Source organism: Paenibacillus tengchongensis (assembly GCF_008973665.1).
Taxonomy (GTDB): domain Bacteria; phylum Bacillota; class Bacilli; order Paenibacillales; family Paenibacillaceae; genus Paenibacillus_AQ; species Paenibacillus_AQ tengchongensis.
The window spans coordinates 92,837-117,156 of record NZ_WACP01000012.1; the positions used below are offsets into that span (position 1 = coordinate 92,837).

Annotated in this window: 19 protein-coding genes and 1 tRNA gene; 6 read left to right on the plus strand and 14 right to left on the minus strand. The window is 56.1% G+C overall.

The features are described 5' to 3' along the window. Positions 1-70 precede the first annotated feature (70 nt). From lonB to F1381_RS19720, 7 genes are all read right to left on the minus strand, one after another. Complete coding sequence (lonB, locus tag F1381_RS19690; protein WP_151736667.1) at positions 71-1,759, minus strand: ATP-dependent protease LonB; 1,689 nt, start codon at positions 1,757-1,759, stop codon at positions 71-73. A gap of 569 nt (positions 1,760-2,328) precedes the next feature. Then, positions 2,329-3,000 (minus strand): helix-turn-helix domain-containing protein, encoded by a 672-nt coding sequence (locus tag F1381_RS19695; RefSeq protein WP_151736562.1) that lies wholly within the window; start codon positions 2,998-3,000, stop codon positions 2,329-2,331. A 188-nt stretch (positions 3,001-3,188) separates the two neighbouring features. Then, the gene (gene ispG, locus F1381_RS19700; RefSeq protein WP_151736668.1) at positions 3,189-4,316 is read right to left on the minus strand and encodes a flavodoxin-dependent (E)-4-hydroxy-3-methylbut-2-enyl-diphosphate synthase; all 1,128 of its coding nucleotides are present in this window, start codon (positions 4,314-4,316) and stop codon (positions 3,189-3,191) included. Between the two features lie 120 nt (positions 4,317-4,436). Further along, positions 4,437-5,693: an ATP-dependent protease ATP-binding subunit ClpX gene (gene clpX / locus F1381_RS19705; protein ID WP_151736563.1), complete on the minus strand. Its 1,257-nt coding sequence runs from the start codon at positions 5,691-5,693 to the stop codon at positions 4,437-4,439. Between the two features lie 12 nt (positions 5,694-5,705). Further along, on the minus strand, positions 5,706-6,296 hold the full coding sequence (gene clpP, locus F1381_RS19710) for an ATP-dependent Clp endopeptidase proteolytic subunit ClpP (RefSeq protein ID WP_151736564.1): 591 nt from the start codon (positions 6,294-6,296) through the stop codon (positions 5,706-5,708). Positions 6,297-6,581: 285 nt separating this feature from the next. Then, positions 6,582-7,913, minus strand: coding sequence for a trigger factor (gene tig / locus F1381_RS19715; RefSeq protein ID WP_151736565.1), 1,332 nt, complete (start codon positions 7,911-7,913; stop codon positions 6,582-6,584). A gap of 96 nt (positions 7,914-8,009) precedes the next feature. Then, on the minus strand, positions 8,010-8,855 hold the full coding sequence (locus F1381_RS19720) for a hypothetical protein (RefSeq protein ID WP_246188123.1): 846 nt from the start codon (positions 8,853-8,855) through the stop codon (positions 8,010-8,012). Positions 8,856-9,076: 221 nt separating this feature from the next. On the opposite strand from F1381_RS19720, the gene F1381_RS19725 reads away from it, so the two are divergent. Beyond that, a tRNA-Arg gene (locus F1381_RS19725) sits at positions 9,077-9,150 on the plus strand. Positions 9,151-9,756: 606 nt separating this feature from the next. Here the strand turns inward: F1381_RS19725 and pstA are convergent. The 5 genes from pstA to F1381_RS19755 all read right to left on the minus strand — a co-directional run bounded on the left by pstA (position 9,757) and on the right by F1381_RS19755 (position 14,620). Beyond that, entirely contained in the window at positions 9,757-10,638 is an 882-nt protein-coding gene (pstA, locus tag F1381_RS19735; RefSeq protein ID WP_151736567.1) for a phosphate ABC transporter permease PstA, read from the minus strand. Beyond that, entirely contained in the window at positions 10,638-11,588 is a 951-nt protein-coding gene (gene pstC / locus F1381_RS19740) for a phosphate ABC transporter permease subunit PstC (protein WP_151736568.1), read from the minus strand. The genes pstA and pstC overlap by 1 nt, the downstream gene beginning before the upstream one ends. An 84-nt stretch (positions 11,589-11,672) precedes the next feature. Then, positions 11,673-12,536, minus strand: a complete 864-nt coding sequence (locus F1381_RS19745) for a phosphate ABC transporter substrate-binding protein (RefSeq protein WP_151736569.1) — start codon at positions 12,534-12,536, stop codon at positions 11,673-11,675. A gap of 48 nt (positions 12,537-12,584) precedes the next feature. Next, positions 12,585-14,003: a TolB family protein gene (locus tag F1381_RS19750; protein WP_151736570.1), complete on the minus strand. Its 1,419-nt coding sequence runs from the start codon at positions 14,001-14,003 to the stop codon at positions 12,585-12,587. Positions 14,004-14,179: 176 nt separating this feature from the next. Beyond that, on the minus strand, positions 14,180-14,620 hold the full coding sequence (locus F1381_RS19755; protein ID WP_151736571.1) for a hypothetical protein: 441 nt from the start codon (positions 14,618-14,620) through the stop codon (positions 14,180-14,182). A gap of 203 nt (positions 14,621-14,823) precedes the next feature. On the opposite strand from F1381_RS19755, the gene F1381_RS19760 reads away from it, so the two are divergent. The 5 genes from F1381_RS19760 to F1381_RS19780 all read left to right on the plus strand — a co-directional run bounded on the left by F1381_RS19760 (position 14,824) and on the right by F1381_RS19780 (position 22,056). Then, on the plus strand, positions 14,824-15,555 hold the full coding sequence (locus F1381_RS19760; RefSeq protein WP_151736572.1) for an ABC transporter ATP-binding protein: 732 nt from the start codon (positions 14,824-14,826) through the stop codon (positions 15,553-15,555). Continuing rightward, entirely contained in the window at positions 15,552-16,598 is a 1,047-nt protein-coding gene (locus tag F1381_RS19765; RefSeq protein WP_151736573.1) for an ABC transporter permease, read from the plus strand. Before F1381_RS19760 ends, F1381_RS19765 begins: the two co-directional genes overlap by 4 nt. A 61-nt stretch (positions 16,599-16,659) precedes the next feature. Next, positions 16,660-17,379 carry a TetR/AcrR family transcriptional regulator gene (locus F1381_RS19770; RefSeq protein ID WP_151736574.1) on the plus strand — a complete coding sequence of 240 codons (720 nt, stop codon included), beginning with the start codon at positions 16,660-16,662 and terminating at the stop codon, positions 17,377-17,379. A gap of 738 nt (positions 17,380-18,117) precedes the next feature. Continuing rightward, the gene (locus F1381_RS19775) at positions 18,118-21,402 is read left to right on the plus strand and encodes a DEAD/DEAH box helicase (RefSeq protein WP_246188110.1); all 3,285 of its coding nucleotides are present in this window, start codon (positions 18,118-18,120) and stop codon (positions 21,400-21,402) included. Between the two features lie 276 nt (positions 21,403-21,678). After that, entirely contained in the window at positions 21,679-22,056 is a 378-nt protein-coding gene (locus F1381_RS19780; RefSeq protein WP_187355466.1) for a hypothetical protein, read from the plus strand. Positions 22,057-22,381: 325 nt separating this feature from the next. Here F1381_RS19780 and F1381_RS19785 read toward each other — a convergent pair whose 3' ends face one another. Both F1381_RS19785 and F1381_RS19790 read right to left on the minus strand, forming a co-directional pair. Further along, complete coding sequence (locus F1381_RS19785; protein WP_281349935.1) at positions 22,382-23,740, minus strand: exosporium glycoprotein BclB-related protein; 1,359 nt, start codon at positions 23,738-23,740, stop codon at positions 22,382-22,384. Between the two features lie 27 nt (positions 23,741-23,767). Next, on the minus strand, positions 23,768-24,142 hold the full coding sequence (locus F1381_RS19790; RefSeq protein WP_151736575.1) for a hypothetical protein: 375 nt from the start codon (positions 24,140-24,142) through the stop codon (positions 23,768-23,770). Positions 24,143-24,320: the final 178 nt, after the last annotated feature.

Consider the following 24,320-nt stretch of genomic DNA (forward strand, 5'->3'; position numbering starts at 1 on the left):
TCTTGTGCACAAAAAAAGAAGAAGCAGCTCCATTCAGCCGCTCCTTCTGATTCAATATGTGTACTGCAGCCTAGTTGGCTGCATTGTCGGGTGCGGCATCTGCTTTAAAAAGCGAAGGCCCGGCCGAATAAATCTCGCCCGACACGGCGGGCAGCCGCACATCGGCGATCTCCGTCCCGAATAAATGGCGGAACACTTCCTCGACAGTTTCCACCGGAATTACCTGCAGCGGCGCCAGGTCGGCGAACAGCGACTGCCAGTTGTCCTTCGGAATCAGCACCGTCGTCGCTCCAGCCTGAAAAGCCGCCTCCACCTTGGCGATCACGCCGCCGACCGGCTTCACCCGGCCATGGATGCCGATCTCTCCGGTGATCGCTACGGTGTTATCCACCGGCAGCCGCCGGATGGCCGAGACGATCGCTACCGCCATGGCCACCCCGGCGGAAGGGCCGTCGATCGGCGTGCCGCCGGGGAAGTTGACATGCAGGTCGAAGCGGTCAGGCTCCAGACCCATCATCCGCAGCACGGTCAGCACGTTCTCGACCGAGCCCTTGGCCATGCTCTTGCGGCGGATCGTGCGCGAGCCGCCGCCGATCTCTTCTTCATCGACGACGCCGGTAATGTGCAGACGGCCTTGGGCGTTCTGCGCCGGAGCGGCAGAGACTTCAATCTCGAGCAGTGTGCCCATGCCCGGGCCATAGACGGCGAGGCCGTTGACCAGCCCGATCTGCGGCGCGGACGGCACCTTGCGCTCGGTGCGCAGCGGCAGCTGGCTGCTGCTGGCCACCCACTCCACATCGGCTGCGCTTAAGCTCTCGCGCCCTTCGGTGAGGGCGAGGCCTGCGGCCAGCTGGATCATATTGACCGCCTCACGGCCGTTGGTGGCGTATTGCTGTACGACAACAACCGCCTCAGGGCTAGGCTTCAGCCCGATCTTCTGGACCGCGTCGCGCGAGATGACGGCAATCTCTTCCGGCAGCAGCGGCCGGAAGTAGATCTCCATGCAGCGCGACCGCAGCGCCGGCGAGATTTCCTCCGGCGAACGGGTCGTGGCGCCGACCAGGCGGAAGTCGGCCGGCAGGCCATTTTGGAAGATATCGTGGATATAGGCCGGCGTATTGCTGTCCTCGGAGTTATAATAAGCGCTCTCCAGCAGCACCTTCCGGTCTTCCAGCACCTTCAGCAGCTTGTTCATCTGTATCGGGTGCAGCTCGCCGATCTCATCGAGGAAAAGAATGCCGCCATGCGCCTTCGTGACCGCTCCCGGCTTCGGCTGCGGCACCCCGGCAATGCCCATGGCCCCCGCTCCCTGATAGATAGGATCATGCACAGACCCGATTAGCGGATCGGCAATGCCCCGCTCGTCAAAACGTGCGGTCGTGGCGTCAATCTCCGTGAATTTGGCATCCTTTTTGAAGGGGGATAGCGGGTTCCGCTTGGCCTCCTCCATTACGACGCGCGCAGCCGCCGTCTTGCCGACACCGGGAGGCCCGTAAATGATAACATGCTGCGGATTGGCGCTGCACAGTGCCGCCTTCAGGGCGCGCAGGCCATCCTTCTGCCCGACGATATCACCTATGGAAGCCGGCCGCGTCTTTTCCGAGAGCGGTTTGGTCAGCGAGATCATCCTCATTTTGCGCAGCTTGTCCAGCTCCTTGCGCGATTCGCGTTCCACCGCTGATTTGTTGGTCTTCTGTCCCCGCAGCTGGTTCCAAAAATAAACGCCGATAACCAGCGCAAAAAAGAGCTGGACAAGCATCACCAATATTCCTAATTCTCCCACAGGACTTCCCTCCGCTTTCCTCTTTCTATTGTCAGCACCCTTGGCTACTACTAGGTAGTATAGCCTTTTCAGAAATTCATAAACCCGGGCTTGGCGGGGAATTGTGAAAGCGGGGAATATCGTGTCAAGCAAGCTTGACTGAACTTAGTGCGCGCTATCCAACTAACCACTGGCTGAAACTTCATGCACATTACTTACGCATCCTGATTAACAATTCTGCATACAAATTTCCGGGGAAATAGAGGTAAAAGCTACCTCAAGTTTTTCCGAATCAGACCCAAATAAAAAATAGGGGTAAATCCTGCTTCTAATTTTCCCAATTTTCTCGAAATCAGGCCTTCCGCTTGAATTAGAGGTATGTTTTCCCACTACTCGGTTAATTTTCTTCAACAACAGAAAATTAGAGGTATATTTTACCACTAATTATCTGTTACACGTTACTTTTGGCGGCAACATTCCTCCCCACCTTCCAACGCGTCCCGTATCCCGAACCACTTTCTCTAGATTCCACCAGCATCCCCAGGGTACCAGCGTCCTTCCCCATCTCACTCCCAGTAGTCCAGAACATTACGGGCCAGCTCATAGCGGACATTGCGGAGCCCTTGCCCTTGCGGTACTACAACAATCCATCCCTTCTCCTGAAGCCTGGTTAACAGGTTGCGCACCGTCTTGGGAGCCAGCGAGAAGTAATTGCCGACATCCTTCGGGCGCACGGTTCCGCCAGCACTGATCATATACCGCACCGCCTCCCGTTCTTCCAGCAGCAGTCTCCCTTCCGGCGCAGGAGATGCCATATATCTGCTCAGCAGCATCCGCAATAAGGTCACACATAGCTCCGGCCGCTGCTCCACATCATCGTACGCAAAAGGGATTACCTGGCAACCCATGGCCGCGAGAAAGGTTTCCCGGTTTAGCTCATTGCTGTATTTGAGGCGATCCATGTCTTTGACATGCACTTGGTATCCCTTGATTTCGAATATTAGTTTAAATGCACCCGGCAGGAAGGCGAAGTCAGCGAAATAGGACCGTCCCCGCCAGTCCAGCACCTCATACTCCGGGTGTAGGCCGCGCAAGTCTCCACGCAGTTGCCACCACACATTCCGCAGAAATAGCTGCTCCGCATGGCCGTGTCCCCGCTCTAGCCTTCCCTTGCGCTCGCCAGTCCTGTTGCTTAAATGCTTTGCTAGAAACTCCTGATGGCATTGCTCAAACCCCATAACTCTCCATCCCTTCTGAAAAAAATCACTACCTACTTGTGCACTGCGGGTCCGGACCCCCTTCCAGCTCCACGCAAAAAAACGCCCCATCCGCCTACGGATACCCGTTAAGCGGAGGGACGTTCTTCGTCACACCTATATGGAATAATAGCAAAATAAATATGAGATCAACGCGATCACATACTGTCCTACACTTCCGCCTCGGCCGGAGCCAGTCCGGCGTGGTTACGCCCGGGAATCTCGCCGGTCCGCTCAAAATGCTCGACAATGACGTCGATTTCCTTCTTCAACTCGGAGACCAGCTCGGCTTCGGGCACCTTGCGGATCATCTTGCCGTAGCGGAACAGCAAACCTTCGCCGCGGGCGCCGGCGATGCCGATGTCGGCTTCGCGCGCTTCGCCGGGGCCATTGACGGCGCAGCCGAGAACGGACACCTTAATCGGCACCTTAAGCTTGGAGATGTACTCCTCTACTTCATTGGCGATCGAAAAGAGGTCGATGTCCAGTCGGCCGCAGGTCGGGCAGGAAATCAGGGTGGCCGCGTTCGAGATCAGCCCGAAGGTCTTCAGCAGCTCGCGGGCCACCTTCACTTCCTCGACCGGGTCCGCGCTGAGCGAGATGCGCACGGTGCTGCCGATGCCCATGGAGAGCAGCGCGCCGATGCCCGCCGAGCTCTTCACCGTTCCGGCGAACAGCGTGCCGGATTCGGTAATGCCCAGGTGCAGCGGATACGGAATAACTTCCGCCGCCTTGCGGTAGGCTTCGATGGCCATCGGCACATCGGAGGCCTTCAGCGAGACAATGATATCATGGAAGTCGAGCTCTTCCAGAATGCCGATATGATAGAGGGCACTCTCTACCATCGCATCCGGGGTAGGATAACCGTATTTCTCCAGCAAATGGCTCTCCAAGGAACCGGCATTGACGCCGATCCGGATGGGAATGCCTTTTTCCTTACAGGCCTTAACGACCGCTTCCACCTTATCCCGGCGGCCGATGTTGCCCGGATTGATCCGGACCTTGTCGATGCCGTTCTCAATGGCCAGCAGCGCCAGCTTATAGTTGAAATGAATATCCGCTACCAGCGGAATATGAATGCGCTTCTTGATTTCCTTGATCGCTGCGGCCGCTTCCTCATTGTTCACGGTTACGCGTACAATCTGGCAGCCCGCTTCTTCCAGCCGCAGAATCTCGGCAACCGTCGCTTCCACATCAGCGGTTTTGGTTGTACACATGCTTTGAATCGCAACCTCGTTGTTTCCCCCGATGATGACCCCACCGACATTGACAGGACGGGTCTGGTGTCTCAAATACATGGTTTTCTCCCCCATAACGATCAAAGCTCCACCTGTATTCCGGTATTCAACCGAAGACAGGTGGAGGCAGTGACTAATATTGTCAGGCAGTCACGTCTATATCCTCTTATGCAAGGACGTTTAGGCGCTCTCCTCTTTTTTCTTATCCTTCTTCACGCTGAGCTCAGGCACAGCCTTCTCCTGTACGACCTTCTCGGTGATGACACAATCCTTGATGTCATCGCGCGAAGGAACTTCGTACATCACGTCAAGCATAATGCTCTCAATGATCGCCCGCAGTCCGCGTGCTCCGGTGTTGCGCTTAATCGCTTCCTTGGCGATGGCTTCCAGCGCCTTCGGCTCGAACTTGAGCGCTACATTGTCCATCTCCAGCAGCTTGACATATTGCTTCGTCAGCGCATTCTTCGGCTCGGACAAAATACGCACCAGCGTATGCTCATCCAGCGGCTCCAGGGTAGAGATAACCGGCAGACGGCCGACAAATTCAGGGATCAGACCAAATTTCAGGAGGTCTTCAGGCAGAACCATGGACAGATATTCGCCTGGCTTAAGGTCCTTCTGGCCTTCCACGGCTGCGTTGAAGCCGATGACCTTTTTGCCGATACGGCGTTTGATCATTTGCTCCAGTCCGTCAAAAGCACCGCCAACGATAAACAGAATGTTCGTCGTATCGATCTGGATGAATTCCTGATGCGGATGCTTGCGTCCGCCTTGCGGCGGAACGGAGGCTACCGTGCCTTCCAGAATCTTCAGCAGCGCCTGCTGCACACCTTCGCCGGAAACGTCGCGCGTAATCGAAGGGTTCTCGGATTTACGGGCAACTTTATCGATTTCGTCAATATAAATAATGCCGCGTTCAGCCTTCTCCACATCATAATCGGCAGCCTGAATCAGTTTCAATAGAATATTCTCGACGTCTTCGCCGACATAGCCCGCTTCTGTCAGGGAAGTGGCATCAGCAATCGCAAACGGCACGTTGAGAATCTTCGCCATCGTCTGGGCCAGCAACGTCTTACCGGAGCCAGTAGGTCCAAGCAGCAGAATGTTGCTCTTCGTCAGCTCCACATCTTCAATCTTGCTCTGGCTGTTTACACGCTTGTAGTGGTTGTATACGGCAACGGAGAGAGACTTCTTAGCCTGCTCCTGTCCGATAACGTATTGGTCGAGGATATCGCGGATTTCCTTTGGCTTCGGAATATCCTTGAGATCCAGCTCTTCCTCATGGCCGAGCTCCTCTTCCACAATCTCCGTGCACAGCTCGATGCATTCGTCACATATATAAACGCCGGGACCAGCCACGAGCTTGCGGACCTGTTCCTGCGATTTACCGCAGAAGGAACATTTCAGCTGCCCTTTTTCGTCGTTAAACTTAAACATCTTACCACCCCTTTAAGATATGATCGATGAAGTGAGTACCTGGTCGATTAGCCCGTATTCCTTCGCTTCTTCCGCGTTCATGAAGTTATCGCGGTCTGTATCCCGTTCGATTTTCTCAAGGGGTTGACCTGTGCGCTCCACATAAATCTGATTCAGCTTCTGTCTCGTCTTGAGAATCCAGTCGGTATGAATCCAAATGTCGGAAGCCTGCCCCTGGACGCCGCCGAGCGGCTGGTGAATCATAACCTCGCTGTTGGTCAGCGCATATCGCTTGCCTGGAGCTCCGGCCGTAAGCAGGAGCGAGCCCATGCTGGCCGCCATCCCTACACAAATCGTCGATACATCCGGTTTGATGTATTGCATCGTATCATATATACCCATGCCGGCTGTGACAGAACCACCGGGTGAATTGATATATAAGTGAATGTCTTTCTCGGGATCGTCGGCTGCAAGGAACAACAATTGGGCTATGACCAGATTGGCGACATCATCGTCAATTGCAGTGCTCAGGAAAATGATGCGGTCCTTGAGCAATCTGGAATAAATATCGTATGAGCGTTCGCCCCGGCTCGTGGTTTCTACAATCATTGGTACCAGACTCATGCCACCAACCTCTTTTCTCTGTACAGATTAGTCTTTCCGTTTCAAAAATATTTTAACACGTTCAAGACGGTATGTCATTTTTTCACTGCGCCCCAGAGTCACGCTTAAGGCGTGTGCCTGCATTATAGCTTAATTGCGGACGGAATGCCAACTTCTTCTCTATGGACAGAAAAAAATCGAAAAACAAAGGCACGTAACCTTGATTACGTGCCTTATCGTTGGATTATGGAGGCTGCTAATCTGCAGGCCCTTCTGGTTGAATTACAGCTTATATCCTAATGGAACTTACTCAGCGCTCGGCTCTTCGGCAGGAGCTTCTTCGGTAGCTTCAACTTCTACGCTGTTCTCTACCAGGAAGTCGATTGTCTTGCGCATTGCGATCTCTTCCTTCAGGCTGCCCAGGGATCCGTTGGCTGCCAGGATGGACTTGATTTCTTCCGGAGTACGTCTGAAGTTCTCGGCCATGGAAGCCAGCTCTTCGTTGATTTCCTCTTCGGAAACTTCAATGTTCTCCGTCTTGGAGATCACTTCAAGCACCAGGTTGTTGCGAACGCGCTTCTCGGCATCGCCCTTCATCTGCTCTTCCAGATCTTCGCGGGTCTGGCCGGAGAAGCTCATGAACATTTCCATGTTCATGCCCTGCTGACGCAGACGGTTGTCGAAATCGCGAACCATGTTCTGAACTTCGCTGTTGATCATCGCTTCCGGAATTTCCACTTCCGCATTGGCAGCCGCTTTTTCGACAACTGCATTCTCGCGTGTACCCTTCAGCTCGTTCTGCTTACGGGATTCCAGCTGGCTCTTCAGGTCGGCTTTGTATTCTTCCAGCGTGTCGAACTCACTCACATCTTTGGCGAATTCGTCGTCCAGCTCAGGGAACTGTTTACGCTTGATTTCATGCAGCTTCACTTTGAATACGGCAGCTTTGCCTGCAAGGTTCTCGGCATGGTAAGTCTCTGGGAAGGTTACTTCCACGTCCTTGAAGTCGCCGGTAGCCATTCCTACCACTTGCTCTTCAAAGCCAGGGATGAAAGATCCGCTGCCCAGTTCCAGGGAATGACGCTCAGCCTTGCCGCCTTCGAATGCTTCGCCGTCTACATAGCCGTCGAAATCGATCACAGCGATGTCGCCGTTCTGTGCCGCATCTTCTTCAACGACAACCAGCTCAGCATGACGCTCCTGCAGACGTTTCAGTTCAGCGTTCAGCTCGTCCTCTGTAACTTCAGCCTTCTGGGCCGGTACTTCCAGACCTTTGTACTCGCCCAGCTTCACTTCAGGCTTCACAGTCACTTTCGCTTTGAAAATGAAGGATTTGCCCTTGGCAAATTGTTCGATGTCCACTTCCGGACGATCTACAGGGAAGATGTCGGTTTGTTCAACCGCTTCACCGTAAGCTTCCGGCAGCAAAATATCGATGGCATCCTGATACAGGCTTTCCACACCAAAACGGGATTCAAAAATGACCCGCGGTACTTTACCTTTACGGAAGCCCGGCACGTTCGCTTGCTTAACTACTTTATTAAAAGCTTTGTCGAGCGCTGCCGCTACGCGTTCAGCTTCAACTTCAACTTCAAGAACCCCAAGGTTCTTCTCTATCTTTTCCCAGGTTGCTTTCATGATATACTTTTCCCTCCAAAAATAGGTTGCATATTTACTGTAGATAATTCACGTATTCACGCACAGAATAACCATTATAGTATATCCAAGATTACTCTAATTATCAAGTAGAGAACTCTTTACAAACCCTTTCAAATAACGGTAAGCCGCCTCAAATTGAAAGCGCATGCCGTCCGTTATTCCGTACATTGTGCGGGTTTCTTCTTCCTGCCGGGTGCCGTTCAGGGTCTCGGAGACCATCTGATGGAGCGCGCCGGCCCAAATATCCAGTTGGGCATCTTCCCCGTCCATCAGCTTGCGGTATTCGGAAGTGCCATAAATCGACATCATAAACTGCCCCCACAGCTCCTGGGCAAAATAGTAAAGCGTCGGCTCATGCACCTCCGTCTGCTCCGCGAGCCTCTCCATCACCTGGCTGGCCTGAACCGGAAAATCATCGTTAGTCAGGGGTACGTCCTCGATCTCTATTAATGAAGTTTCCTGCCCGCGGCGCAGCCGGACGGTTCCCTGCGCACCCCGCCGCCGCAGCGTCTGCAGCGCCCGGAACTGCAGGAGCGGATGCACGCGCGCCTGCTCCAGCCAGTCCGTCAGCTTCTGATCGACCTGCGGGCCGTCCAGGTAGGACAGCTGCTCCAGCGCGAGAATTGTCGCCTCCGACAGCGGCTCGTTCATGACACGGTTCAACAGTTTGTCAGGATATGCCGAATCCTCCTCCAGCTTGGTTTTGGCAAGATAGCGGGCCATGTCCTGCTCATCCAGCTCCTGCTCTTCCTCGGGGGTCTCCCCCTGCGGATCACTGCTGCGGACCGCATAAGGAAACGCCGCCTCCAGCCACTCCAGCAGCGAGCGCCATTCCTCGTAATTCCGCTCTTCCTGTCCCTGGCATTGCAGCAGAAAACGCAGCAGCTCCATTGCCTCGCCGTAGCGCTCGCTCTCCAGCATGACCGTCAGCTGCATCTGATAGTAATCCAGCGTCTTCGGGAACAGCACAATATTCTCTTTGGCGGGGGAATTGAAATGATTGATAAGTGCGACCTCCTTTCATCCGTCCATAGTCATTTGTAGATTATAGCATATCCCGCCCCCTTTTCAAAAAAACAGGTTGAAAAAGTTATGCAGTTGTGATAACATAATTTTTGCTTGCTTTCAGTCTCTGTTATTATGTCCCAGTAGCTCAGCCGGATAGAGCATGCGCCTTCTAAGCGCACGGTCGGGGGTTCGAATCCCTCCTGGGACGTCATTAGAAACAGCCTTCTTTCGGGAAGGCTGTTTTGACGTTCAGGGGATGAGAACCCCCGCTGGTTCGTTGGAGCTTCCGCTTCGTTAGCGCCTGCTCCGCAACCCGCCCGCACGGGCGGCATCCCTCTCTCCTGGGACGTCATTAGAAACAGCCTTCTTTCGGGAAGGCTGTTTTGACGTTTCAGGCGAGAACCCGGGCGCCTCCTCGCTTGCGGACTCAGGAGCCTTTATTTCTCGTTTTATCGGAGGTGTTGTATCGCAACGGACACCAGCGCTCTTAATTACGAATCACAACGCATGCATACATTATTCCCTGCATGCGGGATAAGGTCATCTGTGTCCGTTAGGTCGGCAGAATCGCGGCATTCGCTAAAATAGAGGCTATACGGTCCGTCCCTCGTATTTAAGGAGTATTCTCACGAATGCTTTACTCATTCGCAGGATTACATCACGATGAATCCGCCTTGCGGCGGACACCCTTGCCTTTGGCTAACAGTTCCTACTGCCAAGCCTGTAGCGGACTTTCACCGCCAAGTTATCGCCCATGCCGGGCGCACCAAAACAGGCCGCCGGATGCACCCGGCGGCCTGTACTATACCCGCTGCTACCGGCCCTTGCGGCGGTTGCCGAGCCAGAGCGGGAAGCGGAACATGAAGTTGATCATCAGCACGACGAAGACCAGCACCGCCGCCGACTTGTCGGCGATCTGCCGCGCGTCTTCGACGATGGCCTCGGACTGCACATACCAGAGATGCACGGCGAGCGTCTCGCCCGGGGAGAACAGGTTGAAGTCCCACATCTCGCCGGAGGTGCTGAGCCCGGCGGTCAGGATGATGACCGCCGATTCCCCGAAGGCGCGTCCGGCCACGAGGCAGACGCCCGTTACGATGGCCGGCAGCGCAACCGGCAGCACGACCTTGCGGATGACATAGGATTTGGTCATGCCGAGCGCGTAGCCGGCTTCGCGGATGTCTCCGGGAACGGCGCGGACGGCCTCCTCCGTGACGCGCGCCAACATCGGCAGGTTCAGCAGAGCCAGGCTGACGCCCCCGCCGAGAATGGTCAATCCGATGCCGAAGTACTCGGCAAAGATCGCAAGTCCCAGGAGGCCGAATACAATCGACGGCACCGAGGACAAGGATTCGACGCAGATCCGCAGGGCGGCCGTGAATTTATTGTCCGGGGCATACTCCGCCATATAAATGCCCGCACCGATGCCGATCGGGATCGAGATGACCAGCGAGATCAGCAGGATATAGAAGGAGTTGAACAGCACCGGGCCGATGCCGCCGCCCGGATCGATCTCCTCAGGCTGCTTGATCAGAAACTCCGGCCGCAAGGACGGCAGGCCCTTGCTCAGAATGGTGAAGAGCAGCCAGAAGATCAGCAGCAGGACGAGCGTGCCGAGCGCATAGAAGCCGAACGTTGCCAATCGGTTGCGGCGCTGTGCACGCGCCGAATGGCGTGTACGTGTGAACCCGTTCACTACGCATCCCTCCTTTTACGGCCCATAAAGCGGATAATCAGGATGAGCGCGAAGGAAATGAGCAGCAGCAGGAAGGCCATCATATGCAGCGCATAGTTCCAGTTGGAGTCGAATTCCACATTGGAGATCTGCATCACGATGTTGCTGGTCAGCACCGAGGACGGCGAGAACAGCGATTTGGCCAGCTGCGGCGTGTTGCCGATGACCATAACGACGGCCATCGTCTCGCCGATGGCGCGGGTCATTCCCAGGATCACTGCGGAGATAATGCCCCGCTTCGCCGCCGGCAGCACCACGCGCATAATGACCTGCAGACGCGTGGAGCCCAGCGCATAAGCGGCGTCCCGGTATTTGCGCGGCACGGCAACGATGGCATCGTCGCTGATCCGGCAGATCGTCGGCAGCACCATCAGCGCCAGCACGAGAGCGGCGGCCAGCAGCCCGTCGCCCAGCCCCTCGCCGCTGACGCGGCGGAGGAAGGGCAGCAGCACGGTCAGGCCCAAATACCCGTAAACGATGGACGGGATACCGACCAGCAGGTCCAAGACCGGCCGGATGAAGCTGGTCAGCCACTTTGGTGCAATCTCGGCGCACAGCACGGCCATTCCGACGGAAATCGGCACAGCTATCACCAGCGTCAGCGCCGTGAGGGACAATGTATTGATAATAAAGGCCCCGGCCCCGAAGAAATCCTCCTCCGGCGTCCAGTTAAAGGAAAGAAAGAAATCCGCCGGAGAGACATCTGCGAACAAGAGCAGTGCCGTTTTTCCGATAAACACAATAACTAGCCCAAGCACGAAGCATAAGGCAAGAATGCTGAACAAGAAATAATAGCGAGATAAGGAATTGCTTAGCAGATGTCTGCTGTGGCGCTTTGCGTTTATTTTTATTTTCCCCTCTGTATGCTTCTTTGGCGCCCGGGAAGCCAGGCTTTCCACTTCTGCCCCCATACGTTCCCTCCTGTAAGCGGCCACCCCCGGGAATAGTACCGGAGCTGGCCGCGTTTACCTTTCAATATGAATGCTGTAATCCGGTTAGCCCTTCATCGCCGAGATCGGGATGAATTTCAGCTTCTTCAGCGAGCCGTTCTGGAACTTCTTGCTTTGCACGTATTCGATGAATTCCTTCGTAGCTCCGGTCGGCTGGCCTTTGGTCATGTAGTAACCATACGCCCAAATCTTGTACGAACCGTTGATCACGTTGTCTGTAGTAGCTTCGACACCGTTGAATTTCACAGCTTTGATGTCGCTGCCGCTAACATATACAAGGTCGATATAACCGATGGAGTTAGGAGTAGTGGCTACGGCCGTCTTCATGTCGCCGCTGGAGCCGGTTTCCTTGTAGTTCTTTTCTTTCTTCACGATATCGCCGCCGGCCAGCGCCTTCGCCTGGTAGTTGACGCGTGTGCCGGAGCCGAAGGAGCGGGTGATGACGACAATGTCTGCGTTGGCGCCGCCAACGTCCTTCCAATTGGTGATTTTGCCGGAGAAAATCCCCTGCAGCTGCTCGGTAGTCAGGTTGTCGACGCCGACATTCTTGTTCACGATGGTGGCAAAAGGAATGACTGCTACCTTGTTGGCCACTTGCCCGTCAAAGGCTTTGAAGCCCGGCACATCAATGCTGGCATCCCAGTCGCAGGCGCCGATATCGGCGATGCCTTTCTTCACGGCCTGCGGTCCGGTTACGGAGCCTTTGCCGGAAGCGGCGATTTTCACTTTCGGATGCAGCTTCTGGAATTCCTTGGCGGCCTGCAGCGTAAGCGGCAGCAGTGCCGTCGAGCCGTTGATCGTAATTTTACCTTTAAGCGTGTCGGCTGCAGCGGCTACCCCGGCAAAAGCGGTCGTTACTGCGAGTACGGCGGTGAGCGCCGTTACCGTAAATTTTTTGAACACCTTCATTGTTGAATTCTCCTTCCGGCGGTTGGCGCCGTTAATGTTGTGAATGGCCTATTTCGTGAGTTGTACCGCCTGGCCGTTCTGGATCAGGAACACTTTGCCGTCAATGACAATGGCCAGCTTGCTGCCGTCATGATTCACCGCTACTTCGGATACGTCCTCGGAAGTACGGTACAGCTCTGTTGCTCCTCCGTCTGCAGTAACGGAATAAATGACGGTGCTGCCGTCAGCAGCCAGCCCGGAGACGATGAGTCCGCTGCTCACAGGCGCCACCCAGTTGGCTTCGGCGCTCAATGTGATATCGGAGGCCTTTCCGTCAGCCGCAATCGACTTCAGAACATTTGCCGCATTTCCTTCCGGATCGGCGCTCAGGTACACCACTCCGCCGCCCACAACTTCAGGGTACAGCTTGTTGTCCGCAGAGGTGGTCAATGCGGCCGCCTTGGCGTCTTTTACCGTCAGGTCCAGCTTATACAGCTGCTCTCCGGCGCCGCTGAAGTCTACGGTAAGCGAATCCTCCGTGCTGTCGGCATCGTTCTTGGCCACGCCGGTTACGTTGACGATGTAGACGACACTCTTCTCATCTGCTGCAACGCGCAGCTCGGATTTGTTCTCCACCTTGTCGGCGAGTACGCTTGAGATGGCACCGGTCTCCACGTTCACCTTGGCAACCTTCTCCTGCTTGTCGCCTTGGATGAAGTAGATGCTCTTGCCGTCCGCGGACCAGACCAGATCGGTCTTCACGCTGGTATCGCTGCCGAGTGCCTTGATTGCACCGCTGTTCAGGTTAATTAACTGGAGCTGGGCATTCTCGTCGGTGAAAGCGCCCCACTGCTGGTCGGTCGAAACAGCGAAGCCCGCTGCGCTGTCGTCGGAGCTGAACAATTCATAATTGCCCGGAGCAGCGCTGAATTTATAGAGCAGTGCAGTTTCAGCATCGCTTTTCGACGCGATCAGGCTGCCGCCAGCATTCCAGCTCAGGGTGTCGAATTGGCCCTCCGGACGGGCAAAGCTGGCAATGGTAGCTGCCGTGCTGTCCAGCTCGCCGCCGAGTGCGGTAACCAGCTTGGTCAGCTCCACATAAACCTTGCCGTTATGAATGACAGGTGCGGCTGTAAACTGCAGGGATTCCCCGTCCACTGTATAGCCGGTCTGGCCTGTCCGAATTTGTACATTATGTAGTCCCTTGCTGTCGTTCAGTTCATAACCGTTTGCGCCGGCTACTACCTTAGCCCCCAGTTCACCTGCCACCTGGCTGAGCGAATACAGCTTGTAGCCGCTGCTGTCAATGGTGCTGAGCACTACCGGAGTCCCGTTAATATTCCAGGTTGCGGATCCTGTCTTGACCGCATTGTTAACGGCGGCGGCACTTACGGTGCTTTCTGCAGCCAGAATACTACCCGCTCCTCCTGTTACAAGAAGTGCAGTTGCTACAGCCGCACTGAACCATTTGCTTTTTTTCAATTCCATTCACCCTTTTCGTCTAGGTAACTGCTACTGTTATTTTCATCCACGAATGTGAATTCTGTTACGGAGGAATGTTATGGAAATATTAAGTCATGCAAAAATGCCGACCCCGTAACGGCTCCAGGTCGGCTCTAACGTAAATTTCATGTAAAATGGCGCTAATGTTTCTGATTTCCGCGTTAATTGTCCAGCCAGGTGACGATAATTTCCGTATCGCCCGAGTCCCCGGCAAATCTGCTGCCAATGATGGAATACGAGTAGCTGCCCGGCACCTTACCGCTGATCAGGAGATTGCCCGGTTCAATGATTTGCGTGCCGTGCTCCAGATGCTTGCTGCCGAGATACTTCTGATATGTACTGCCCAGCAGGGTCATGCTTTCCTTAGTTTCATAGATCAGCATCCCCGATTTCTTCCCGTCCACCAGTTTACCTTCGGAAAAAGTAATACCCGCCTCCGCCGGGATCGGCAGATCCTCCGGGAGGTAAACCGTCTCGGCAGGTATGGATTCCGACAACGTGCTGAAAGGCGAGCCCTCCGCTCTATCCGGGGCCGGACTGCAGGCGCTGAGCGTAGCCGCGAACAACCCCAGGGGAATAAACATTTTCAAGCGACCAGCCATGAATGAACCTCCTTCAATCTGGATGTACTGAGGTAACCGGTACTGCGCAGATATCCTTCATTAACCCCAAAGCTTCCCACACAACCATATGTATAAAATTTAAAATATTTTTCGGCTGACAAAATCATTTACAACATAGTCTGTCGGGACTAATATAATGAGTGAGCACTCACTCAAACCCTAAAATAAGCGAGGCGATTGGCATGAACGAGATTCATCCCGTCATATCTGTCCGTCATGCCGGCAGATCTTTTGGGCAAAAAGAGGTACTCCGCGATATCAGCCTTGAGGTGGACAAAGCGGAAACCTTCGGTATTCTTGGGCCCTCCGGCTCGGGCAAAACGACTCTCGTCAAGCTGCTGGCCGGGATCGATGAGGCAACCTCCGGAGAGGTACAGGTGCTGGGTACAGTGATGCCCAAGCTGTCTGTACTGCAAAAGATCGGCTACATGGCCCAGTCCGATGCACTGTATAGCGAGCTGACCGCTAAAGAAAACCTGGAATTCTTCGCTTCCCTATACGGCTTGAAGAACGGCAACCGCAACCGCAGGATCGGCGATGTCATGGAGCTGGTAAACTTGCAGGAGCATCTGCGCAAACGCGTGGACCAATATTCCGGAGGCATGAAGCGGCGTTTGTCGCTGGCGATTGCCCTGCTGCACGAGCCGCCGCTGCTGCTGCTGGATGAACCCACCGTCGGCATCGACCCGCTGCTGCGCCAAGCGATCTGGAAGGAGCTTAAAGCCCTGAACCGGAAAGGCACAACGATTGTACTGACCACGCATGTGATGGATGAGGCCGGGAAATGCGACCGGCTGGCGATGATCCGAGAAGGCCGGCTCCTCGCCGCAGACACCCCTGCGGGAATGCTGAAGGCAGCGGGCGCCGCTTCTATCGAAGAAGCCTTCCTGTATTACGGAGGTGGCCGTCCATGAGAATCCGGGCAATCGCCCTGCGTATCCTCCGGCAGTTCATTCATGATAAACGGACGATGGCGCTGATGTTCATCGCGCCGCTGCTGGTGCTCAGTCTGATGAGCCTTGTGTTGGGCGGCGGCATCTATACGCCAAAGCTGGGGCTGGAGAAGAGTGCGGCAGTGCTCGCTGAACCGCTGGCCGGCACCGGTGCCGAAATTTACGAATATACAGACGCCGCTGCGGGAGAAGACGCGCTCCGCAGCGGAAGGATCGACGCGCTAATCTCACTTGGCGCGGCCGCACCCGAGGTGATCCTGGAAGGCAGCAATCCCGCTGCCAACCAGGCGGTAATACTTACTCTGCAGGAGCTGCTCAGGCAGCAGGCTCCTGCCGGAGGAGCGGGGCTAAGTCTAGCTGCGGCGCAGCCGCAGATCAGTTATTTGTACGGTGCCGAAGATATGAAGACCATCGACCGCTATGGCCCGGTCATGATCGGTGTATTTGTCTTCTTCTTCGTCTTCCTGATCGCCGGCGTCTCCCTGCTGCGCGAGCGCACCAGCGGCACCCTGGAGCGCCTGCTGTCCACTCCGCTCCGGCGCGCTGAAATTGTGCTCGGGTATGTGCTGGGCTTCGGCCTCTTCACGGTGATTCAGGCGCTGCTCATCTCCTGGTTCTCGGTCAAGGTGCTGGGCATCATGATGGCCGGCAGCTTCGTCTATGTACTGCTGATTACGCTGCTGATGGCACTGACGGCGCTCACGCTGGGCACGCTACTCTCCGCTTTCGCTGCCAATGAGCTGCAGATGATCCAGTTCATCCCGCTGGTGATCGTGCCGCAAATCTTCCTCAGCGGCCTGTTTCCGCTGGATACACTGCCGCTCTGGCTGCAGCGGCTTGGCCTGGCTACCCCGATCTATTACGGCTCGGAAGCGCTTCTCGACATTATGATCCGGGGCAAGGGCTGGAACGCGATAGCTGCGGATGTGTACATTCTGCTGGCGTTCTCCCTGCTGTTCATGACACTGAATGTCCGCGCCCTGCGCAAGCACCGGAAAATGTAACTTGTCCCGCAGCTGTGGTAATATAACAAAAAACATGTTACTTCGTGGAGGTTCTGCAGAAATGAAGGAGACTGGCGCCGCCGGAGTGCCGGAGGAAGAACAGTGGATGAAGGAATTGCTGGCATTAAGCGAAACCGAAGAGCAGATGACGCCGAGGCAGCTTGCCATCGTTCAGGCGGCAATCGAAATTTTCTCCGAAAAGGGCTATTCCGCCGCTTCCACCAACGAAATCGCCCGCAAAGCGGGCGTGGCCGAAGGGACGATCTTCCGCTACTACAAGACAAAGAAAGACCTGCTGCTCTCCATCGTCGGCGGAACGATGAGCCGTATGCTTGCCCCGTTTGTCCTGAGCAAATTCAACGGGCTGCTGGATGAGCCTGGCGGAAGCTGCGAGGAATTTCTGCGGGCGCTCATCCGCAACCGGCTGGATTTCTCCAGGGAGCATATCAAGATCCTGCGCATTTTTATTCAGGAGGTTCCGTTCCAGCCCGCGCTGCGCGAGCAGTTCGTGAAGAACGTGCTGGACCAGGTGCTGGAGCGCCTGACGGCAATCACCGGGCACTATAAGGCCAAAGGCGAAATTATCGACGCCCCTACCCCGGCGCTGCTCCGCTTCACCATCTCTGCCGTCATCGGCTATCTGCTGACCCGCCTGATCTTTATACCCGACCACGAGTGGGACGATGAGCAGGAGATTGATTTGACCGTGAACTTTATTCTGCACGGCATCGGCGGCCCGCAGGGTAAGAACGCCACCGGCGACAGCTCCGGGCAGATATGAGCGCTACTGGATGCGGAGCGAGACGCCTCACCAGAGAGGATGTTTATTTAATAGAGGAAAAATAGTCTGTGCTCCAAATCAGCTTGCCATCCTCTTTCATGTAATCGGCAGGTGAAAATAGAAGTAGAAGCTATCTATATTTTCTCTGAACTTCGCTGAATTAGAGGCAGAGAATTCCACCAATCTTCTGAAATTGGCCTGGTTGCTAAAATCAGTGAGGGAATATGCCTTTATTTCCTGCAGCGCTGGTATAGTGGAGTGCAGGATTGGTCTAAGCGAGGTGTCTCCTACAGTTGCTGTACACGGATTGGCAAGTGTTGCTATGGTGTTGTGTTGAGAGACAAGCATCTCTAATCTGCTGCAACCAGCTTTTTGGCTGAATTGGAGGTAGAAGGAGCACGTAACGCCACGGTCCTCTTAAGGATGTGCCGCCTGATAAATGTTGAGCGCGTAGCTGGTTCTTGGCAAGGCAAGTGCGGCGTATGGACAAAATACATTGAAGGTCTACCAGCAATGAAGATATACCAACATTGAAGATTTACCGGCTAATCAGCCGAAGCAACTTTTCTAAAGAAGCCATGCTTGCAGCGAAGGCCGCAGGAGGCTTCTTTGGTTTATTTTTCTGCGATCAACCGGAAATTTCCTTCAGCTGCGGAAGCGGACTGCCCTTTGAAGCGCACATTTGTTCTGCTATGATAGAAGGACCAAAGAACAGGCGGATAAGGGTGTGAACGTAAAGTGGGTTATCATGTACCGGAACGGGTGATTAAGCTGCTCTGCGGCCGAGAGGCTTTTGACCAGGGAATGGCTTACTATACATCGGGCAAGGTTCAGCTGGTCTATGCCGAGCATAATGAGAAGCTGGAGTATTCCAAATACCGGGCGGAGATTACCGGCCTTGAGCTCTGCGAGGTTACGCTGGCCGTGGACATCGACGGCGACGTCAGCGGCGACTGCACTTGTCCGGCTTATGTGCACGGAGGGGCGTTCTGCAAGCACATTGCCGCCGGTCTGGTGTGCATTCTTCACTCGGTGGAAGTCCGGCCGGCACAGGACCGTGAACACTCCGCAGCGGCCATCACCGGCCCTTCCGCTTCAAGAACGGCTGCCGCGGACAGCGGGCTGGTGAGCAGCATGCTGCAGATCTTCGGGGATAGACGGCGGCGGGCCAGCGGCACGGGAATCTATATGGACACCCGGACGCCGCTGCAGGCGGAATTCACCGTGAAGCAGCTATCTCTCGGACGCGGACGTTCCATGCTTGGCGTAGAGCTGAAGATCGGGCAGCAGCGGCTGTATGTGGTCAAGAAGATCCGGGCCTTTCTTACCGCTGTGCAGCGGGGCGAAACCTTTGCCTTCAGCGACCATTTCGTCTATGATCCGGCGCAGCACAGCTTCGCTAAGGAGGACGACCATGCTATAAAGCAGCTGATCGAGGTGCTGGGCAACGAGCAGGTATACCGCGAAGCGCAGCCTTCTTACAGCCAGGGCATTATGGGGACGGAGCGGCTGCTGCCCATTCCGCCGTACTTCTGGGAGCGGCTGCTGGCCGCGTTGGCGGCAGCACCTGCCGCCTCTTTGCAGCTGGAACGGGATGTGATCACCGGACTTCATCCTGCGGCGGAGTATCCTCCGCTAAGCTTCCATTTCAATGAGGCCGAAGGAGCGGGCTACCTGCTGGAGATTCGGGGTCTCTCCAAAATTACGGTCATGGAAGATTACGGGCTGCTGACAGCGGAAGGGAAGCTGCTTAAGCTGCCGGAGACGGACATCCGCCGCCTGGCAGGGCTGAAGCAGATGCTTGCCGGATCAAGCAAGGATGAAATGATCATTGCCCCGGAGCAGATGGAGGCGTTCATGGAAGGCGTGCTGCCGGGACTGAAGCGGCTGGGCCGCATCGAGATTGCCGACCGCATCTTCGGCCGCATTGTGCAGTCGCCGCTGCGCGGCCGCCTCTACCTCGACCGGATCAGGGACCGGCTGCTGGCCGGTCTGGAATTCCAGTACGGTGACGTCGTGCTCAATCCGCTTGACCCGAGAACCTACGAACGCGGCGAGCAGGTGATTCTGGTCCGCGACACGGCTGCCGAGCAGCAGATTCTGGAGCTGATGGAGCATCCGGCCTTCGTGCAGACAGAAAGCGGCTACGTGATGAGCGACGAGGAAGGCGAATTCGATTTCCTGCACCATACCATTCCGCAGCTTGAACCGCTGCTGGAGGTCTATGCCACCACTGCAGTCAAAAGCAGGCTCTATACAGGAAACGCTCTGCCCATTGCCAAGCTGAGCTGGAACGAGAAGACAGACTGGCTGGAGTTCCGGTTCAGCATGTCGGGAGTTGCCGAATCCGAGATCATATCGGTGCTAAAATCACTCCAAGAAAAGCGAAGATACTACCGCCTTCCGGACGGGGCGCTGCTGCCGCTGGAGGGAGAGGCTTTGCAGGAAGTGGTCCGGCTGATGAACGAGCTCGGCGTACAAGCCGGCGATCTGACGCCGGGCGCCGGATATCCCCTGCCGCTGCTGCGCGCCCTGCAGCTTAAAGCCGAGGATTACCAGGAAGGAGCGGTCACCCTTAACCGCTCCTTCCGGCGGCTGCTCGCTGATATGGCCAGCCCGGACAGCCTAGATTTCCAGCTGCCGGGGACCCTTGCACCCGTGCTGCGGGATTATCAGCAATACGGCTACCAATGGCTGAAGACACTGGCCCATTACCGGTTCGGGGGCATCCTCGCTGATGATATGGGCCTGGGGAAGACGCTGCAGAGCATCGCTTTTCTGCTGTCCGAGCTGGAGGATATCCGCTCGGGCGGGGTGCCTGCACTGATCGTAGCTCCGGCCTCGCTTCTCTATAACTGGCGCAACGAGCTGCACAAATTCGCCCCAGACATTAAGGCGGCCATAGCCGACGGGCCGGCGGCGCAGCGGAGCCGGACCATCCGTAACACGGCGGCCCATGATGTGGTTATTACCTCCTACCCGCTGCTGCGCAGGGATATCGGGATGTACGCCAAACACAAATTTCATACGCTGATTCTGGATGAAGCACAGATGATCAAGAATCATGAGACGCAGACCGCCCAGGCGGTCAGCCTGCTGGAGGCCCGCTACCGGTTCGCCTTGACCGGAACGCCGGTGGAGAACGCGCTGGAGGATTTGTGGTCGATCTTCAGTGTGGTGATGCCGGGCCTGTTCCCGGGCAAAAAAGAATTCCACGATCTGCCCCGCGAGACGGTCGCCAAGCGGGCCAAGCCTTTTTTGCTGCGCCGGCTCAAAAGTGATGTGCTGAAGGAGCTGCCGGACAAAATCGAAACCGTGCAGGCTTCCGAGCTGCTGCCCGAGCAAAAGAAATTGTATGTCGCTTACCTTGCCCGCCTGCGGAAGGAAGCGCTGAAGCATCTGGACGACGACAGCTTCGGCAACGCACGGATCAAAGTGCTGGCCGGACTGACCCGGCTGCGCCAGCTGTGCTGCCATCCGGCGCTCTTCCTCGACGGCTACGCCGGAGGCTCGGGCAAATTCGCCCAATTGCTGGAGATCATCGAAGAGTGCCGCAGCTCCGGCAAACGGATGCTGGTGTTTTCGCAGTTCACCGGCATGCTGGATCTGATCGGGCGTGAGCTCGGTATGCTGGGCATCCCCTTCTTTTATCTGGATGGCGATACACCTTCTTCTGTGCGGGTGGAGCGCTGCAACCGGTTCAATGAAGGCGAACGCGACCTGTTCCTGATCTCGCTGAAGGCCGGCGGTACGGGCCTCAATCTGACCGGAGCCGATACGGTCATTCTGTATGATCTGTGGTGGAATCCCGCCGTCGAACAGCAGGCTGCGGACCGTGCGCACCGGATCGGGCAGAAGAAGGTCGTGCAGGTGATCCGCATGGTGGCCCAGGGTACGGTCGAGGATAAGATGGTGGAGCTGCAGCAGAAAAAGACCCGGCTGATCGACGAAGTGATTCAGCCGGGGAGCGAAAGCCTGTCCACCTTCAGCGAGCAGGATCTCCGGGATATCCTGTCGATTTGAGGAGCGGCCGCTATATAAATATTCCCCAAAGCGGAATCTTTGCAGGGAGCCGGTTCAGGTGCCGGTTCGGGTACTAGGGACTCCCGGGGGAGAGCAAGCAACGCCTCTTCTTGCAGTCCGCCTGCCCGGCCGATCCGGGCAGGCGGACTGCAAAAGGCAGATTCCGGCCCCATCAGGGGCCTACGAGAGCCAACAGGATAACCGTTTTAGTATCTCTTGACGCTACCCCCTGGAGCTGATGTTGGTGGTGGTGATGCTGTTGATGGTGGTCTGCTGATGGTTTTGATGGTGCTGTTGGTGCTGTTGCTGCTGCTGATGATGCTGCTGCTGCTGATGCTGCTGCTGACGCTGCTGCTGATGCTGACGCTGCTGATGCTGACGCTGCTGCTGCTGCTGATGCTGATGCTGACGCTGCTGATGCTGATGCTGACGCTGCTGCTGCTGCTGCTGCTGATGCTGACGCTGCTGCTGATGCTGACGCTGCTGCTGACGCTGCTGCTGATGCTGACGCTGCTGCTGATGCTGCTGATGCTGACGCTAATTGGAAAATCGCACACTAATTCCGCTCTTTTGACGGATTTGTTGAATCTAAGTGGAAATGCTCCAACTAATTCCCGGGTTTTGTTGGGTTCGCCCGTAAAACGCTGGTATTAGTGTGCTATTATCCACTTAGATGATCTGCGCACCGTGTTAAGAGTAATTTAGTTTGCAAAAATCCAATTAGTACACTGACCAAACCAAATCTAAGGACGATAGGCGCAGCCACCTCCTGATCCTTACTTGCAAGTTAGGTGGAGCATAGCAACAATTTGATGCGGTCAAGTCTTTATTGGTTTGCGGCCGGACTGTTTACTCGGCTCAATATGAGTATAAGAGTAGTGCAGCGCCATGTTCGTTATAGATGCGAAAACAACAAGGACCGGCACAGCGAGGTGCCGGTCCTTGTATTTATAGGAGTTGTAGCCGGAGACTTCTCCGCCTAAACGATCGTTACGCCTGCACTGGCATATCCCGCTACCGTGGTAGCGACATCGAGCCCGGCGGTAACCGTGGGCGAGAATACCATCAGGAGGCGGGTTCCGGCAGTCACCGGAATGCTCAGGCCTGTAGTGAGGCCGCTGCTGATCGTACCGAGCGAAAGGACGCCGGTCAGCGGCGGAGCCAGGGTTACTAACGCACCGGGAACCGCCGTGAAAGTATTATTCGGCGTTGTAGACTGGAACAGTTGGGCGGTGATGGTTACAGTGGAACCGACCAGGGCCAGCGCTGCCGTCGTACTGAAATAGGCAGCCAGCGAGGTAATGGTTCCGGCCCGCGGCACCGAGAAGGCGAAGTTCAGCAGTGTACCGGCCGCACCGGTCAGATCAATCGTTCCCCCGGCGACGGAAATCCCGGCTACGTTATTGCCGAACCCGACCAGGCCGGAGGTGTTGAGCAGCCCGCCCAGTACGGTGGTCAGCGTAGTCGGCAGCCCGGAAGCATACGGAATGATGGCTCCCGATCCGGTGGCCCCGGTTGCACCTGTGGCCCCCGTCGCACCGGTTACGCCTGCGCCTGTTGCGCCGGTGGCGCCCGTTACACCGGCGGCGCCTGTCGCGCCGGTGGCACCCGTCACACCGGCGGCGCCTGTCGCGCCGGTGGCACCTGTTACACCGGCGGCGCCTGTCGCGCCGGTGGCACCCGTTACACCGGCGGCGCCCGTCGCGCCGGTGGCACCCGTCACACCGGCGGCGCCTGTCGCGCCGGTGGCACCCGTCACACCGGCGGCGCCTGTCGCGCCGGTGGCACCCGTCACACCGGCGGCGCCTGTCGCGCCGGTGGCACCCGTCACACCGGCGGCGCCCGTCGCGCCGGTGGCACCTGTTACACCGGCGGCGCCTGTCGCGCCGGTGGCACCGGTGGCTCCGCCTCCGGGACCTGTCGGGCCGGTGGCCCCTGCAGGACCGGTAGCGCCTGTTGCGCCGGTGATGCCAATTGCCACGGTGTCGCTCAGCAGTTCAGCCGAAACCAGCCGGTGGGCAGTGACCAGAGCGCCGGTGCTGCTCTTGCCCCACAGTGAGATCTGCACAGGATCATCAGCAATATCCGTTGTCGAGAACAGAAACTCAATCGCATCCAGATCCGCAAAATAGCTCGCAGTAATTACCTGGTTGGGAGCAACGTTCAGGAACTCGCTGACATACAGGTTCCGTACCCCGCCGCTTAAGTAATATCCCTGCACGGTTACCGTCGATGCAATGGAGCTGCTGCGGTTATCGATCCGTACAGTGACCTGCTGGGTCGGTCTGACTCCGTTGACTGCATTATTTTCAATAGGACCTGTAGATAGTAGCGTCATTCTTCAACTCTCCTTCTCTGCGGATTGTTATAGCTGACTGCCGTTAATGTCAGCCATTAATTGCTCCTGTGCCACAATGCGGTGCACGGCAGCCAGTTCTCCGGTATTCCGCTTGCCCCATACTGAGAGCCCGAGCAGCTGAATATCCGTCGGTCCGGTGTTAAAAACAAACTCAAAGCCGTTCAAATCGGCATAATAATTGCGGATGAGCGCTTGATTGGGGGCAATGTCAACAACTTCGCTGACATATAAAGTCCTTGTTCCATTCAGCACATAGCCCTGAATCGTCACCGATATGGCTTCTACGGCAGCCCGGGATACCAGTCTTACGGTCACCAGCTGCGTCGGTCTGATTCCGTCGACAGGAGTATTGTCAATAGGGCCGGTTGATAGGATGGCCATCCCTTCCTTCCTCCTTCCTGCAGTTGCACTTTAAATTTGAGCTTATGATTCTAGCGCGGTTTATACGAAACCGCACACGATCATCCTATTCTGTGCCGGGGACCGCGGTTTGGACATAAGACAGGCCTGCTGCATATTGGGTCCCCTATTGATTTTTGCCGGAAAATCGGTATACTGG

Excerpts from the sequence above, each read along its gene's own strand:
- clpP (WP_151736564.1), bottom strand. The coding sequence starts at position 6,296 with ATGAGTCTGGTACCAATGATTGTAGAAACCACGAGCCGGGGCGAACGC.
- F1381_RS19755 (WP_151736571.1), bottom strand. The coding sequence starts at position 14,620 with ATGGCTGGTCGCTTGAAAATGTTTATTCCCCTGGGGTTGTTCGCGGCT.
- ispG (WP_151736668.1), bottom strand. The coding sequence starts at position 4,316 with ATGTATTTGAGACACCAGACCCGTCCTGTCAATGTCGGTGGGGTCATC.
- lonB (WP_151736667.1), bottom strand. The coding sequence starts at position 1,759 with ATGCTTGTCCAGCTCTTTTTTGCGCTGGTTATCGGCGTTTATTTTTGG.
- F1381_RS19720 (WP_246188123.1), bottom strand. The coding sequence starts at position 8,855 with ATGCTGGAGAGCGAGCGCTACGGCGAGGCAATGGAGCTGCTGCGTTTT.
- F1381_RS19770 (WP_151736574.1), top strand. The coding sequence starts at position 16,660 with ATGAAGGAGACTGGCGCCGCCGGAGTGCCGGAGGAAGAACAGTGGATG.
- F1381_RS19790 (WP_151736575.1), bottom strand. The coding sequence starts at position 24,142 with ATGGCCATCCTATCAACCGGCCCTATTGACAATACTCCTGTCGACGGA.
- F1381_RS19765 (WP_151736573.1), top strand. The coding sequence starts at position 15,552 with ATGAGAATCCGGGCAATCGCCCTGCGTATCCTCCGGCAGTTCATTCAT.
- F1381_RS19780 (WP_187355466.1), top strand. The coding sequence starts at position 21,679 with ATGGTTTTGATGGTGCTGTTGGTGCTGTTGCTGCTGCTGATGATGCTG.
- F1381_RS19785 (WP_281349935.1), bottom strand. The coding sequence starts at position 23,740 with ATGACGCTACTATCTACAGGTCCTATTGAAAATAATGCAGTCAACGGA.
- clpX (WP_151736563.1), bottom strand. The coding sequence starts at position 5,693 with ATGTTTAAGTTTAACGACGAAAAAGGGCAGCTGAAATGTTCCTTCTGC.
- pstC (WP_151736568.1), bottom strand. The coding sequence starts at position 11,588 with ATGGGGGCAGAAGTGGAAAGCCTGGCTTCCCGGGCGCCAAAGAAGCAT.
- F1381_RS19760 (WP_151736572.1), top strand. The coding sequence starts at position 14,824 with ATGAACGAGATTCATCCCGTCATATCTGTCCGTCATGCCGGCAGATCT.
- F1381_RS19745 (WP_151736569.1), bottom strand. The coding sequence starts at position 12,536 with ATGAAGGTGTTCAAAAAATTTACGGTAACGGCGCTCACCGCCGTACTC.
- F1381_RS19750 (WP_151736570.1), bottom strand. The coding sequence starts at position 14,003 with ATGGAATTGAAAAAAAGCAAATGGTTCAGTGCGGCTGTAGCAACTGCA.
- tig (WP_151736565.1), bottom strand. The coding sequence starts at position 7,913 with ATGAAAGCAACCTGGGAAAAGATAGAGAAGAACCTTGGGGTTCTTGAA.
- F1381_RS19695 (WP_151736562.1), bottom strand. The coding sequence starts at position 3,000 with ATGGGGTTTGAGCAATGCCATCAGGAGTTTCTAGCAAAGCATTTAAGC.